The sequence below is a fragment of the Cognaticolwellia beringensis genome, assembly GCF_002076895.1.
GTDB classification, from domain to species: domain Bacteria; phylum Pseudomonadota; class Gammaproteobacteria; order Enterobacterales; family Alteromonadaceae; genus Cognaticolwellia; species Cognaticolwellia beringensis.
On record NZ_CP020465.1, the window covers coordinates 1,111,107 to 1,125,875 of the forward strand.

Here is a 14,769-nt window from a genome sequence, read left to right on the forward strand (position 1 = left end):
TTACTGCTCCATTGTCATTATTTTTTTAAGCTGTTGCTCAACATATTCTACGATTATTGGTTGTGCTTGAGCATTAGGGTGAATACCGTCTTTCTGCATTAGTTCTTTGTTTGTTGCAACCGCTTCCATAAAAAACGGCAGTAAGGTTATGTTAGTGACTTTTGCGACATCTTCAAAAACTTGCTCAAACATTTTATTGTATCTTGGGCCATAGTTTGGCGTTATTCTGATCTTAATCATTGAAACTTTGATGTTTTTATCTTGTGCAAGCTTGACCATTTGTAACAAATTATTTTTTATTAATTTAGGTGAATAGCCTCGTAAACCGTCATTTCCACCTAATTCAATCAACAAGTGATCAACTTTTTCATTCGCTAAAATGCTTGCTAGCCGAGATAATCCGCCACTCGTCGTTTCACCACTAACACTGGCATTTATTATTGTGTAAGGTTGCTTTTGCTCGCTAAGCTTTTTATTAAGTAAATGTACCCAACCTTGAGTGGGTTTCATCCCGTAACTTGCGCTGATACTATCACCTAATAATAAAATGTTAGTGACAGGTGTGATACTAATGCTGTTATTAACCGTATTGGTCTGTTTGTCTTGTGCAGTTGCGTTCGCTGTAGTGGTTAAAAGTAAGCTAATAAATAATATAAAGAGTGGATAATTTTTCATGCATGTAAATTCCGAGAGTATTCTAAGCGTTAAAGACCTAACTAAATCAGTGCAAGTTGAAGATAAAACCTTAATTTTACTTCAACCACTAAACTTAGATGTTGCAGGCGGCGAGTCAATTGCCATTGTTGGCTCATCTGGTTCTGGTAAAACCACACTATTATCGATTTTAGCGGGGTTAGATTTACCAAGCTCCGGTCAAGTGTATCTTAAAAAGCAGCCATTACACCAGTTTAATGAAGAGCAGCGGAGCCAAATTCGTGCTCAGCATGTTGGTTTTATTTTTCAACAGTTTCTTTTAATTAACAGTTTAACCGCACTCGAGAATGTCATGTTACCGGCTGAACTAGCAAACGTTCCTGATGCTCAAGCGCGTGGCGAAGCTTTGCTTGAGCAAGTGGGCTTAGCAGACCGACTTGACCATTATCCTTCTCAACTTTCTGGGGGGGAACAGCAGCGGGTAGCTATTGCTCGGGCATTTATCTCTAAACCTGATATTTTATTTGCTGATGAGCCAACGGGCAATTTGGATAGTAAGACCGGGCAACATATTACCGATTTAATATTTGATTTGAATGCTAAAGAAGGCACAACATTAGTATTGGTTACCCATGATGCAAAATTAGCGGCAAGGTGTCAGCGGCAAGTCGAAATGGACAGCGGTGTTTTAACCGAAACGGCTACTGATGCTGTTTCCCAAAATACAAAAAATAATCAGGCTGATAATCAAGCTGCAACCCATGATGTCGATGAAAGTAACACCTTAGCTCCACAAGTAGGTTAATGATGACTATTGCTACCCCAAAAGCCTCAACAATGTGGTTTACCCAGTCGCTGCGTTTATTGCATCATGAGCTTCGCCGTGGTGAATTGACCATTATATTTCTCGCTATTGTGCTTGCCGTTGCTACGGTATTTTCATTAACAGGATTTTCTGGCCAAATTAAACATGCCATAGTCGCTAATAGTACCAATACCATAGGCGCTGATCGTGTACTGCGCATGTCGTCAGAAGTTGATCAGAGTATTATCGAGAAAAGCCAGTCACTAGCGATAAAGTCTGCACGAAAAATTGAAACCGAGTCAATGGCTTTTGCTGGCGACAATATGTTACTCAGCGAGCTTGATGCGGTATCTGAAACTTATCCTTTGCGGGGTGAGCTGAGAGTTAAAACCTCGCTATTACAAACTGAAAGCATGGTGGTTAATGCGCCTAAGCAAGGTAGCGTCTGGGTCGAGCCAAGTGTGCTCAGTCGTTTGGATGTTAATATTGGTGACATAATAGACATTGGTATGGCGCCACTCACCATTGCTGGCATTGTTACTGATATTCCTGATCGTTCTTACCGCGCTTTTATTGCCGGCCCAACGGTTATCTTAAATATTGCAGACATGCCAAAAACTGAGCTTATTCAGCCAGGTAGCCGCATAACCTACAAGTATTTATTTGCTGGTGAATCTGACGCTATAGAAACTTTTGAAACGTGGATCAAACCACAAATTAATGAATCACAGCGTTGGTATGATGCTAAAGCCGCACAAAATCGTTTATCAAGAATATTAGACACCGCCGAAAAATTTCTGTCGTTAGCAAGCATGTTAGGTATTGTACTAGCCGCGGTAGCGGTAGCTGTAGCAAGTCGCCGTTATGGCCAGCGACATCAGTCAACCGTTTCCATATTTAAAGCGCTGGGCGCATCAGTTTCACATGTCAGGAAACTGTATTGTTTGCACTGGACTTTATTAAGTTGTTTAAGTATCGCAACAGGTTTAGTGGTGGGCTATGGTTTATTGTTGCTCGGTGTTAACGCCATTGCGAGCTATTTGTCATTGGCTGATGCGCCGCTGACCTTTGTGCCATTTTTAACCGCGATATTTACCGGTTTATTGTGTGCTATAGCGTTTGCCATTCACCCGATTATGACCTTAGTACAAAGCTCACCTTTAAATGTTATTCGCGGTTTTAGCCAAGATAAAGTGGCGCGCTTTGGTTGGCATCAATTACCGCCTATATTAGCGTTATTTTTATTGCTGTTTATTTTCAGCCAAGATTTAGTCATGAGTGCTGCTTTGTTGCTGGGCGGTGTTGTTGTCTCTTTCATTTTGTTATTGCTCGGACGAGGATTAATGAGTGCAGGGCGAAGTGTTGGTACTAAAGCTGGAAAGTCTTGGCATTTGGCATTAGCGAATTTAAAGCGTCGAGCCAGTGAAAATAGCGTACAACTGGTCAGTTTTACTATCGCGATAAAGCTTTTGTTATTGATCACGGTAATGAAAAGCTCAATATTATCTGAATGGGAACAGCAATTCCCTGAAGATACTCCGAATCATTATTTAATCAATATTACGCAAAATCAAATTGATCCTTTAAAAGCTTTTGTTGAAGATAATAATATTGCCAATCAAGGGTTCTACCACGTTTACCGCGGACGTTTATCTGCGATTAACGGCATAAAAACCGTTGATGAAGATAAAGAAGAAAGACAGGCGTCAAACGATGAAAAAGTAGTTAGCGATAAGAAACAAAAGTCTGATAAATCGAAGCAGCAAGAAAGTAGACAAGGCATGGGGCGTGAGCTTGGTTTAACTTGGCGCGATGAAATACCCGAGGAAAATGACATTATTTCGGGTCATTGGTGGCAAGTAGGCGATGAAAAGCCCCAAGTCTCCGTTGAAAGTAATATAGCCGAACGCTTAGAAATTAACTTAGGTGATGAATTAACCTTTACCCTAGGCTCTGATGAATTTACGGTGCCCGTAACTAGTATTCGTAAGGTTAATTGGCAAAGCCGTCAGTTAAATTTCATCATGGTGTTTAATGAAAGTGTACTCGAGAAGTTTCCAACAACATCAATTTCTGCTTGGTCAATTTTAGATAAAGACCGTGATCTTGTTTATCGCTTCTTGGCAAACTTTCCGACTATTACGGTGATGGACTTTGCCGCTATTATGGCACAGCTCAATAGCATTATTGAGCAAGTGACGGTTGCTATTCAACTGATCCTAATTTTGGTCGTCCTTGCGGGCAGTTTAGTGCTAATAGCGCAAGTACAAGCCAGCATGGAAGAGCGCGAACGTGAACTGGCGATATTAAGAACGCTTGGCGCTAAGGGCAGCCTATTGCGTAATAGTGTGTTATACGAATTTGTCGCACTAGGCGCAATAGCAGGCTTAATGGCAAGTGTTGGTATGGAAATAGCGGTTTATATTTTGCAAAGCCAAGTATTTAACATGCCAGGCAGTTTCCATTTTCAATATTGGCTAGTGGGAATTGGCGCAGGGGCATTTTTTGTTGGGGCTATTGGTATGCTTAGTTGTTGGCGCTTGCTTAAATTATCGAGTGTTACTTTAATTCGACGAACGATGTAATTTTATTACTTTAGCAAATCTATACTGCCTTTAATACTAGCGAGCATGCTATGAAATCGCGTATAGTTTTATGTACTTATGCATATGGGTTTACACAATGGGTTTACAAGGGAAGTCTGAAGGCGCGGTGAAGTTTTTATTGGTGACTGCCGCATTATTTGTGGTACTCGCGGGTATAAAAACCGCGGCGACATTATTAGTGCCATTTTTATTATCGGCGTTTATCGCCATTATTTGTAACCCGTTAGTGGTCATGGCGGCGCGTTATAAAATTCCAAAACCGATAGCCGTTGTCTTTGTTATTGGTATCTTTGTTTCTATTGCGCTTTCACTGGCAGGGCTAGTCGGTAATTCGTTAAATGAATTGTCACAACTTATTCCAGTATATCGTGCTCAACTTCAAGAAGAGTTCATTTGGTTAACGCAACAATTAGACGATTACAACATTATAATATCGTCAGAGCTTTTGATTGAATACTTTGACCCCGCAGCCGCGATGGGACTAGCCGCTAACATGCTCAGTGGTTTGGGCGGCGTTATGGCGAACTTGTTTTTAATCATTATAACGGTAATCTTTATGCTGTTTGAAGCATCATCAATACCGCATAAACTACATTTAGCCCTTGATGATCCGCAAGCGCGATTAAAACAAATTGATCAATTCTTGGCATCGGTAAATAACTATTTAGCGATTAAAACCTTAGTCAGTATCGCTACCGGTGTTGTTGTTTCAATAATGTTATGGGCATTTGGTTTAGACTTTTTCTTACTGTGGGGCGTGTTAGCGTTTCTTCTTAATTACATTCCAAATATTGGCTCTATTATCGCCGCCGTTCCTGCAATGTCGTTAGCTGTTTTACAATTAGGGCCTGCCGCTGCAGGTTTTATTGGCTTAGGCTATTTAACCATAAACACGGTAATGGGCAATGTGGTTGAACCACGTTATTTAGGCCGCGGTCTTGGGCTATCCACCTTAGTGGTATTTCTATCTTTAATCTTTTGGGGCTGGTTGCTAGGCACGGTTGGTATGCTGTTATCAGTACCCTTGACCATGATCATTAAAATAGCGTTAGAAAACTCTGCAGAAGGACGTTGGTTTGCGGTGTTATTATCCAGTGAAGATGCTGAACAGTAAGCGTTCATATTACTGCGATTATTAGCGATAACAAAACTGCACAGACTAAGTTTCAATAGTTAATTATTAAAAAGGGAATATAATACCAAGTTGATTATTTAGCTGCTCATTTTTAATGGTTAAAATGAATAACTACAGCGTTATATAATTTATAAGTAGCATAACTACTGATTAAATTTTATGCCTTGTCATTAGCCATTTTTCCTCATGAAAAAGTAGAACACTTAATTAATCAAATGGGTGTAATTCCCTTTTTTTGTAAGTAAAATAGGCTGACAATATAATTTATATTGGTACAGTGTTGTTGATTTTAAAAGGAATTATTGTACTTTTATGACGTCATTTATGAGTATGTATTGTATTTAAATAAGATCAGCTTAATTCGTTATTGTTACTGACTAGTAAAACTGAATTACAATAATCTAGTATTGTGCATCGGTAATAAGTCCAGATAATGGAGTGACAATAAAATACAGGTTTTATTTAATAAATCATAATAAGACAGATGAATGAAAGTTATTTGGAGAGCGCAATGAAGTTTGAAGACGTTATAAACCTTAAGTCGAATCAGATCACTGACCCAACCTATATAAAAAAATGCAAAGAAACCCTTGAACGTAATGGTGCAATCGTAATTGATAACTTCATCACTCCACAGGCTTTAGAGCAAATTAAACTAGAAGGTGCAGCTAAAAAACATCTAGCATTTTTTACTAATCAGCAGCATAACATTTATATTAGTGATGCCGATCCGAGCTACCCTGAAGATCATATTAGAAATAAACGCGTAATATCAAGTAAAGGTTGTATTACAGATGATCAAATATCCGCTGAATCTGTACTTCGAACTTTATATGACAGTGATGTTTTTCGCTCATTTTTAAAAGTAGTATTAAATGAGCAGGCGCTTTATTCATATGATGATGAATGTTCTTCAATTAATCTTCATTATGCCAGCGAAGGGCAGGAGCTAGGTTGGCATTTTGACAACTCCTCTTTTGCAACTACCCTGATGATCCAAAAACCTGAAGCGGGTGGCGAGTTTCAATATGTCAGAGATGTTAGAGAAGCTGATAAAGGTGAAATGAATTTTTCTGATGCTGAGAGAGTGCTTGCTGGAGACATTACCCCCAATATGCTAGAGATTGAACCGGGTGCATTAGTACTTTTTAGAGGCCGTAATGCTATCCACAGAGTCACTCCTACTATCGGTGATACTACTCGAATGATGGTGGTGCTTGCCTATAACAACAAACCTGGTGTTGCACTTTCCGCATCAGCGCGTAAAACCTTTTACGGAAAATAATAATAAAACACAACGTGACCGTTAACGAAAGGTATTACAATGGAAAATATTAAACTTAAAAACAATAGTTTCATGCAATCAGAGATTAAAGTTGTTATATCAATATTATCGATAGCCATTGCTTATATGACTTTTGAATATATGAGCTCAGGTTCTGCGATGCTAAATTCCGTACTTGTCTCTATTTTACTCATGCTAAGTTTAAGTTTGCTCCGGGTTAACGTAGTGGTAGCGCTGCTTTTATCTGCTATCTTTGCTGGCGTTGTCGGCGGGCTTAATATTACCGAAACTATTGACGCTTTTAATACCGGGATAGGCTCAGGAGGCAGAACAGCATTAAGCTATGCCTTGCTTGGCGCATTCGCAGCAACCATATCTAAGTCTGGTTTACCGGCGATGTTTGCGAGTAAAATTACCAAAAAACTTAATGGTGTAACTACGGAAAGCCAAACCCGAAAAATTAAATACTTTGTACTCACATTTTTATTGTTAGCCGCGTTTTCATCGCAAAACATTGTGCCTATTCATATCGCCTTTATCCCTATTCTTGTGCCGCCTTTATTGTTTATGATGACTAAAATGGGCATCGACCGCAGGTTAGTAGCGTGTATTTTAACTTTTGGTTTAGTTAGCCCTTATATGTTTTTTCCTGTTGGTTTTGGTGCGATTTTCTTAAATGATATTTTACTGGGCAACATCCAACAAAGTGGTCTGCAAACCGAAGGTATTAATGCCGCTGTAGCAATGTTAATTCCTGCATCGGGAATGTTGGTAGGGTTGCTGATTGCGGTGTTTTATAGTTATCGGCATAAACGTAAATACGATCTAGAAAAGTTGGAAAAAGTAGAAGGCATTGAAGAAGGCCATGAAACTCCATATTGTGGCAGAACCGTTGCTGTAGCTGTTATTGCTATTGTATTAGCCTTTAGCATTCAAATTATGACGCACTCAATGATTTATGGCGGGGTGGCAGGATTTTTAGTGTTCTTATTATCAGGCTCTTTAAAGTGGCAAGACTCAGATGATGTGTTCACGCAAGGTATGCGTATGATGGCCATGATTGGCTTTATTATGATCGCCGCCGGTGGTTTTGCTGAAGTATTACGTTCAACAGGTGACATTAACTCATTGGTTGCTGCTTCGGTAAATATTATGGGCGACAGTAAGGCTATTGCCGCTATTTTGATGTTATTAGTCGGACTTTTTATTACCATTGGCATTGGTTCGTCATTTTCAACTATTCCCATTATTGCCGCCATTTATGTTCCTCTTGCCTTGCAATTAAACTTTTCACCACTGGCCATCGTAGCTTTAGTCGGTACGGCGGCAGCACTTGGTGATGCAGGCTCCCCAGCGTCTGATTCAACATTAGGGCCGACTGCAGGGCTTAATATTGACGGACAACATAACCATATTTGGGACAGCGTAGTCCCCACATTTATTCACTATAACTTGCCATTAATTGCCTTCGGTTGGATAGCCGCTATGGTTTTATAATAAATAATGATTTGAACAGAGATTTAAATTTATTTTAAGTTTCTGTTAACGTTATTTCCCTCCCTGCTAGAATATTAAAATAATTCACAGGGAGAAAAGAGGGAGACTGCAAGAGGAAAAAAGAATAACCTAATTAAACGGGGGGTTAATGGGTTTAACTTGGCTTTTTACCTATCTTAAAATAACCGGTTGATAGAAATTGCACGGCTTCATTGCGCTTTTTGCCAATCAAAATTGCCCCATCATCCATAAAGAGAAAGTTTTTCCAACAACGTTGAAATACCGCCCAGGTGGTTTCAATAACATTGTCTCTCGCACTGCAATAATAAACCACGGTATTATTATCCCATTTTAGATGCGTTAAAATCAGCTCAGGTAATAAACTTTCTTCACTATCCCAAGTACTTTCCCATTTACCATTATCTAGCCACGACGCTGCATTTTCAGGCCAATCACCTTTTTTAAAAAAATCAGGATGATCAACTTGTTTACTAATAGCGCCATCCCAAAGTACCTTTGCACGATTACTCGCCATAGGCTTTATTTTTGTTTTGTCGCTATCGCTAATAGGTAAACTATTATGCTTAAAGACCCAAGCATTTTTTAATTCATCAATTGAGGTGTAATTCATGGTGTCTTCTATAAAGTAATTGTTGCCGTATTATAACAAGGCTGAGTGATAACTCATTAATAATTTCGAATGACTATGTAGAGCGACTTATAAATATTTATAAGTCGTTATTAAGTGCAATAGTTTCTATTTTCAGCAAAATTAATTAAGTTTTTGCGCGATAACTTTATATTGCTGGCTGCTTTGCGCTTGTTCATTACAAACACTTAATAAGTCTTCAATAAAAAATGAAAGTGCTCGGTGTTCAATTTTACGGACTAATTTTTGCTGCTCGCCGGTTAGCATGTGATACATAGTCGCTGCGCCAAAGTCGCCAAAAATTATATTAGCGTTTTCATCAAACAGCGTGTTGTGGGCGTATAAATCGCCATGACACACTTTATTTCTATGGATATGCTCAAATACGTTTTCCATTTGCATGACTATTTTACTAATTTGCTCAATGCTGAGCGTAAAGCCGGTCGGGAATGTGTCACGTGTACAGGTTTTAAAACTTGGAGGTAGGCCCAAGTTTATGAAATTATTTGGGATTAAATTCATGATTAATGCTAAATAATCCTCCTCATTCACTTGTGCTAAAGAGCGTACCAAATTTGGATGATTGCCAACTTTTAAACAGGCTTGTAACTCATCTTCAGGGTAACCATCACTGGTCACTTTTCCTTTAAACTTTTTAACCGCAACATCACCTGGAAACTCTTGTTGGCTTGTCGTCCACGTTGCTCTTGAAATAACGCCGGAAGCACCTTGCCCAAGCACATTGTGTAAGGTAAAGCTTGAAGAAGGAAGTGATGGAACTGAGGTCATATTAAGCGTTGAACAACTGAAAGGGTTTCCCGAAAAAGCAAACCAAGCCAGTTTGGGTAAGTTCAATAATTGCTCTGGACACTCCGTCAGATTGTTCGCTGAAATTCGCACTAACTCAAGGTTTTTTGATTGCGCTAACGTTAACGGTAGTTTGGCTAATTTATTCCCGGCTAACGCCAACTTTTGCAGCTTAGGGCGTTCTCCTAAAGCGTCCGGTAAGGTTTCAATGCAGTTATCAGTTAAAATTAACCAACGTAACTTTGCCGGTAAGGACTTAGCCGGCACCTGACTAATTTGGTTTGATTTAAAGCCTACCATTTCTAAGTCTTCGCATTGACCCAATACTTCCGGTAATACTGTAAATAAGTTGTTTGAGGCAAAAATTATTTTAAGATTTTTGAGTTGAGTCAACTCGTTTGGCAATGAGGATAATTGATTGTCAGATAAATCTAGAATTTCTAAGCTATCTGCCAATAACAGAATTTCCATCGGAAATGAGCTTAAATGCTCGGATAATTTTAAACGCGTAATGCCCATGAGTTCGCCAGACTTTAACTGAGCCAGAGTATGCATTTATTAATCCTATTGTTATTTTTAGTCGCGTAAAGTGACGATGCCACAAAATAGAGTAGATATAAAAAAACCCGATAAGCTTAATTAAATGCTTTCGGGCTTTTTTAGTGGGTTATTAAACCCTAATATGGTGCTCGCTACTGGACTCGAACCAGTGACACCTTGCATGTCATGGTGAGTTAGTGCTGTTTTTAGTTGTTTCTGTATGTTGCTCATTGTAATATCATTCTCTTTAGTATCAATGACTTGTTTTGGGTCGTGTTTCTTGTTGTTGCTTCTTATTTTTGCTCTTGTATAATCTTTTGTGTGCACAGTTGTGTGCATACCTCGCTTTATGCGACACCTTTCATTGTCAAAAAGGCATCCAATTATATGGCGCTCACAGTTAAAAAGATAGAAGCAATCAAAGCCATAGGCAAAAGGTTTGAAGTATCCGACAAAGACGGACTGTCGGTTCGAGTCTCTGCTACTGGCAAGTTAACTTTTCAATATCGCTATAGAAAGGATGGTAAACAGCAGCGATTTGACTATGGTGACTTTGGTACTTTAGAAGGGCAGTTAACTTTAGCTAAAGCTCGTGAACTACATCACATCAATAAGAATAAAATCTCACAAGGTTTTTTTCCTAAAAAAGATCAAGAATCTACTAAAGGTGTAGAAACGGTAGCAGACCTTTTTAATAGTTGGTTCAATAAATATTGTGTAAAAAACCGTAAAACAACCGACCATGCCAAGCAATTAATTGATGCTGATATTATCCCTGAAATTGGATCTATAAAAATTGAGAAAATGAAAAAGGCTCATTTTAGGGATTTATTTGATGGCATCATTGAACGTGGTTCTATGACGCAAGCCGAAAAGTGCAGGGCGCTATGTAAACAAGTATTGAACTGGTCAGTTGAACGCGACTATATACAAGTTAATCCGCTCCAAAACTTTAGTGCAAGGGCAATCGGATATAAATATAAACCGAAAGATAGGTTTTTAAATGATGAGGAAATTGGGATTGTTTGGAATGGACTTGATTGCTCCGAAATGGCAACACCAACGATAAACGCAATCAAGATAATGTTTCTAACCGGATTAAGACGTTCAGAGCCATATCTGGCTGAATTAAAGCATATTAATCTTGATAATAGAGTCTGGACTATTCCTAAAGAAAATAACAAAAGTGATCGAGAAAACGAAGTAATGATTTCATCGTTGTTGTTGGAAGTTTTAGAAAATCAACGTGATTATTGCATTCAGTTGGGTGGTAGTAAGTGGCTATTTCCAAGTATAAAAGACCCTTCAATACCAATTACACCACGATCTGTTACTAATGCAGTTAGAAGACATTGTGAGCGTGGACATTGGAAAGGCGAAAATGGTGAACCAATTCCAAAATTCACCCCACACGCTTTACGCCATACGTTTGAAACGAAACTAACCGAGATCGGCATAGAATATATTGTAATGAAACAAATGATTAATCATTCAATTGGAAATATGAGTGATGTTTATAATCATGCAAACTTAAATGAAAAGAAGCTTGAAGCAATGGAAAAGTGGGCTGATAAAATAAGGTCTTGTATAGGTGATAGTGAGTAGTTCAGATATAGTTTATCGTAGGTGGCATGTTTAAAAAACAAGCCAGAATTGGATAACCTTTACCGGCTTTGCACAATGTATTTGTGTCACCTCCTTCATTCATAGTACCAAAAGTTAATATATTTAAAATTATTTTTATAATTTTTTTTAGTAAAAACAACTTTGATTATGCAGTAAAAGAATATCAGATAAATACAATCGTATTTATTATTTACAAAAAATCGTTATAAGTGGTCAATTTTCGAACCATTTAAACATATTTAAATACAGATGTGTTTATTTTTATATAAATATCAGTCACTTGTGATCTTTGTTTCGGTCTGGCAGTATAAAAAACATCAACAATAAGCCACCGCAAAGAGAGCTAAAAACATGAAAACAGAAACAAGGTTATATGCATCACTTCGTCAATTACTAGACGAAAAAGAAGCTTCACTAATAATTGGAGCAGCGCCACCCACCTTAAGAAAATCAAGATGTACAGGGGAACTATTTGGCTTGCCTGCTCCTAAGTACTTAAAGCTCGGTCGAACAATACGTTATCAAGCTTCAGTTTTAAATGACTGGCTTGAATCGCTTGAAGGTTACTCTATTCAGCCAATCGGGAGTAAAGATGATGATTAATAAACAATGCCGTATCAATGCCGAAATTCATGGCCATTTATTACCAAGATTGACCAATTTACTAAACATGAATGATGTTGAATTAATAAAAGAGCAAATTTTCATTCTCGTTGGAGGTTTGGAAGACTTATCAGAGCTCACCATGGAAGTAGGTACTGAAATTAGCGAAAACGTAGAGGAACACTTAAACATTACAGCTCGTGTTGAACTATTAAGAAAAGACGATTGCTGGTTTGATAGATTATTGTTGCCATTATCTGATATCGAAAAGGAGGTTTACGCTCGCGACAACAAAGCAGCCCCAGACTTTAGGTTCTTATTCAAAAAGGCAGATGGTTCTTTCATCAACTACCGGTTTTACGTTGATGATCTTAAGGCTGAATTCAATCAAATATACAAAGGCCTTACAGAAATTGTTTGTAGTCCTTTCCCAACAGAGTATGAAAAAGACGCCTACGTCAAAATAACCAATGCAATTTTTCATATGGATTTCATAGCCGCGGGGATTAAATAATGTTTATTGAAGATGATATAAAAGAAATTGACGTTAATTTACGTAATGGTTCAGTTGTTCAGATTATTGATATCAATAATGTTCGGTTATTAACGGCAGAACAAGTTATTGAGATCATTCCTGTCAGTATTGACGATTTATCGGCTTCAAGAGTAACAGGTGCTTTACTCGGGGTGAGAGCACCATTGTTCAGCTTCATTAATGGACAGGCTTATTACCTCTCAAGCGTTGTTACTGAGTGGGTTTTTAATCTTCCCCAGGCTCATAAGCTTAATGGAAAAAAATTTACTCGGTATCACTTAGGGAATTCTGAGAGAAGTTACGATTGGGACTTAGTTTAGTTACTAATAAAAATAATAAACTCGCAGTATACAGGCAGCTGTATGCTGCAAGGGGTAAAACAAAGTGATTGAACAACAAAGTAAGCAGTCTTATATCTCAACTATTGATGATGATCTTAATGAAGATATTAGCCAACTAAGTGACGAAGCGTTCTTTTCAGGCGAAGCTGCGCCATTAGAGGAAAGACCCTGTAGCATAATAGAAGTTATTGAGAGATATGGAATTACACACCCACTTCTCGATTTAGCGATAAAACAAGCTCACGATGCCCAGTTTCCACCATCAACAGCTATTTTAGTGGCCTTGACTTCATTCAGTGCCACCTTAGGTTTGAGTTATTGCACATCATATCCTGATGGCACAAGAATGCCTTTAGGGCTGTATTTTGTCGGGGAGCAACCGCCTAGTAGTGCAAAGTCGCGGGTACTGAATTTTTTTAACGCACCAGTTCAGGAGGCTGTATCAAACCTGAATCAAAGCCGACTGAAACATAACAAAGAAGCAAGTGAATCAAAGCCATCTGAAAACGACTTGCTCCCAATAATTAAAGTGTTGAGTGGGAATATTACACCAGAAGCCTTAGAGCAAAGACACTGTAATTCAAACGCAGGCTACTTTTCTCTAGCATCAGCAGAACAAGGGCTATTAAATACTTTTTTGGGCTTAACTCGCGGCAATGATCGCAGCAATGACAATGACCTATTATTGAAAGCCTTTAATGGCGAGTGGCACAGTTCAGACAGGATAACTCGCTCTGGGTATAGCGGTATGGTACATGGTAATTTTCTTTGTATTGCTCAAGATGGATCGATCAATACGATTTTGAGCCAGACACAATCAACAGGGATTGCAGAACGATTTATCTTATATGTTGAACCTAATATGTTAGGTGATCGAAACTTCACTTCTCATGAAACTATAACACTCGAAGAAGATGTTTATCTTTATGAAGAAGCCATAGCCAGAATTGTACGTCAAATAGACCAACTTCCAACTAAAGCTCCATCGTTAAAAGAGCTTACTGTATTGAAGCTAAATGTTCGTAGCTGGCTGGAGATTAGAAAATTCCGAGACTCTATGGAACCATTAATAGCTGATGGTGCAAAGTACTCACATAGCATAATGAGAGGTTTTATTGGTAAGCTAGACATACATGTAATGAAGTTATCCGCAACACTTCATGGTTCTTTTCATGCGCTTGATTCTAGTGATGGGAAAATACCTGAAACAATTTCATTTCACTGGGTGAGCTTAGCTTTAAAGATATTTTATGTTTGTATTGAACGTGTTTATAAGTTGCTAAACGATATGAATATCATAGGTTTAACTGCGCAAGAAGAATCTGTACTTCAACTATTCCAAAGTAAAAACCGACCGTTAAACATGCGTGAAATCACTCAAAGCCGAATAAAGGTATGTCCATTTAAAAATATGAGCTCAAATAAAACTGAAGCAGTGAAGCATACTGTTGACGTTCTATTAATTAAAAATGAAATTCATCAAGTTAAGGACATAAGAAACGCTAAAGTTAAGTATAGCATCTAAAAGTGAACCAGATTTATAGGATTGAACCAGAGTTAAACCTCATGGTGTGGTTCAGTTTAAGCTACGTCCTATATGGGCTTGACTATGTTTGAACCAGATATCCATGCAACCCCTTTACATATATAAAAATATCAATAATTATATATATAAAAATAACACAG

Annotated in this window: 14 protein-coding genes; 10 read left to right on the plus strand and 4 right to left on the minus strand. The window is 38.2% G+C overall.

Going from position 1 to position 14,769, the window contains the following annotated elements; genetic code table 11:
• A complete protein-coding gene (locus tag B5D82_RS04660) occupies nt 1-675 on the minus strand; it encodes an arylesterase (protein ID WP_081149603.1) in 675 nt (224 codons plus the stop codon).
• Between B5D82_RS04660 and B5D82_RS04665 the strand changes: the two genes are divergently transcribed.
• The 5 genes from B5D82_RS04665 to B5D82_RS04685 all read left to right on the plus strand — a co-directional run bounded on the left by B5D82_RS04665 (nt 674) and on the right by B5D82_RS04685 (nt 7,982).
• Entirely contained in the window at nt 674-1,459 is a 786-nt protein-coding gene (locus B5D82_RS04665) for an ABC transporter ATP-binding protein (protein WP_081149605.1), read from the plus strand. The genes B5D82_RS04660 and B5D82_RS04665 overlap by 2 nt on opposite strands.
• Nucleotides 1,459-4,044 carry an ABC transporter permease gene (locus B5D82_RS04670; RefSeq protein ID WP_245807559.1) on the plus strand — a complete coding sequence of 862 codons (2,586 nt, stop codon included), beginning with the start codon at nt 1,459-1,461 and terminating at the stop codon, nt 4,042-4,044. The genes B5D82_RS04665 and B5D82_RS04670 overlap by 1 nt, the downstream gene beginning before the upstream one ends.
• A 97-nt stretch (nt 4,045-4,141) precedes the next feature.
• Nucleotides 4,142-5,179: an AI-2E family transporter gene (locus B5D82_RS04675; protein ID WP_081149607.1), complete on the plus strand. Its 1,038-nt coding sequence runs from the start codon at nt 4,142-4,144 to the stop codon at nt 5,177-5,179.
• Between the two features lie 532 nt (nt 5,180-5,711).
• The gene (locus B5D82_RS04680) at nt 5,712-6,485 is read left to right on the plus strand and encodes a HalD/BesD family halogenase (protein WP_081149608.1); all 774 of its coding nucleotides are present in this window, start codon (nt 5,712-5,714) and stop codon (nt 6,483-6,485) included.
• Between the two features lie 159 nt (nt 6,486-6,644).
• The gene (locus tag B5D82_RS04685) at nt 6,645-7,982 is read left to right on the plus strand and encodes a Na+/H+ antiporter family protein (protein ID WP_081154319.1); all 1,338 of its coding nucleotides are present in this window, start codon (nt 6,645-6,647) and stop codon (nt 7,980-7,982) included.
• A 154-nt stretch (nt 7,983-8,136) separates the two neighbouring features.
• On the opposite strand, the gene B5D82_RS04690 is transcribed toward B5D82_RS04685, so the two are convergent.
• The 3 genes from B5D82_RS04690 to B5D82_RS04700 all read right to left on the minus strand — a co-directional run bounded on the left by B5D82_RS04690 (nt 8,137) and on the right by B5D82_RS04700 (nt 10,305).
• A complete protein-coding gene (locus B5D82_RS04690) occupies nt 8,137-8,613 on the minus strand; it encodes a DUF2947 family protein (RefSeq protein ID WP_081149610.1) in 477 nt (158 codons plus the stop codon).
• A gap of 141 nt (nt 8,614-8,754) precedes the next feature.
• A complete protein-coding gene (locus tag B5D82_RS04695; RefSeq protein ID WP_081149611.1) occupies nt 8,755-9,993 on the minus strand; it encodes a leucine-rich repeat-containing protein kinase family protein in 1,239 nt (412 codons plus the stop codon).
• 84 nt (nt 9,994-10,077) lie between these two features.
• Nucleotides 10,078-10,305, minus strand: a complete 228-nt coding sequence (locus B5D82_RS04700; protein WP_157673839.1) for a hypothetical protein — start codon at nt 10,303-10,305, stop codon at nt 10,078-10,080.
• A 60-nt stretch (nt 10,306-10,365) separates the two neighbouring features.
• On the opposite strand from B5D82_RS04700, the gene B5D82_RS04705 reads away from it, so the two are divergent.
• The 5 genes from B5D82_RS04705 to B5D82_RS04725 all read left to right on the plus strand — a co-directional run bounded on the left by B5D82_RS04705 (nt 10,366) and on the right by B5D82_RS04725 (nt 14,608).
• Entirely contained in the window at nt 10,366-11,583 is a 1,218-nt protein-coding gene (locus B5D82_RS04705; RefSeq protein WP_081149614.1) for a tyrosine-type recombinase/integrase, read from the plus strand.
• 372 nt (nt 11,584-11,955) lie between these two features.
• Nucleotides 11,956-12,207 (plus strand): MerR family transcriptional regulator, encoded by a 252-nt coding sequence (locus B5D82_RS04710; protein ID WP_081149616.1) that lies wholly within the window; start codon nt 11,956-11,958, stop codon nt 12,205-12,207.
• Nucleotides 12,197-12,721 (plus strand): hypothetical protein, encoded by a 525-nt coding sequence (locus B5D82_RS04715; RefSeq protein ID WP_081149618.1) that lies wholly within the window; start codon nt 12,197-12,199, stop codon nt 12,719-12,721. Before B5D82_RS04710 ends, B5D82_RS04715 begins: the two co-directional genes overlap by 11 nt.
• Nucleotides 12,721-13,062 (plus strand): hypothetical protein, encoded by a 342-nt coding sequence (locus tag B5D82_RS04720; protein ID WP_081149619.1) that lies wholly within the window; start codon nt 12,721-12,723, stop codon nt 13,060-13,062. The genes B5D82_RS04715 and B5D82_RS04720 overlap by 1 nt, the downstream gene beginning before the upstream one ends.
• Nucleotides 13,063-13,126: 64 nt before the next feature.
• On the plus strand, nt 13,127-14,608 hold the full coding sequence (locus B5D82_RS04725; protein WP_081149621.1) for a DUF3987 domain-containing protein: 1,482 nt from the start codon (nt 13,127-13,129) through the stop codon (nt 14,606-14,608).
• Nucleotides 14,609-14,769: the final 161 nt, after the last annotated feature.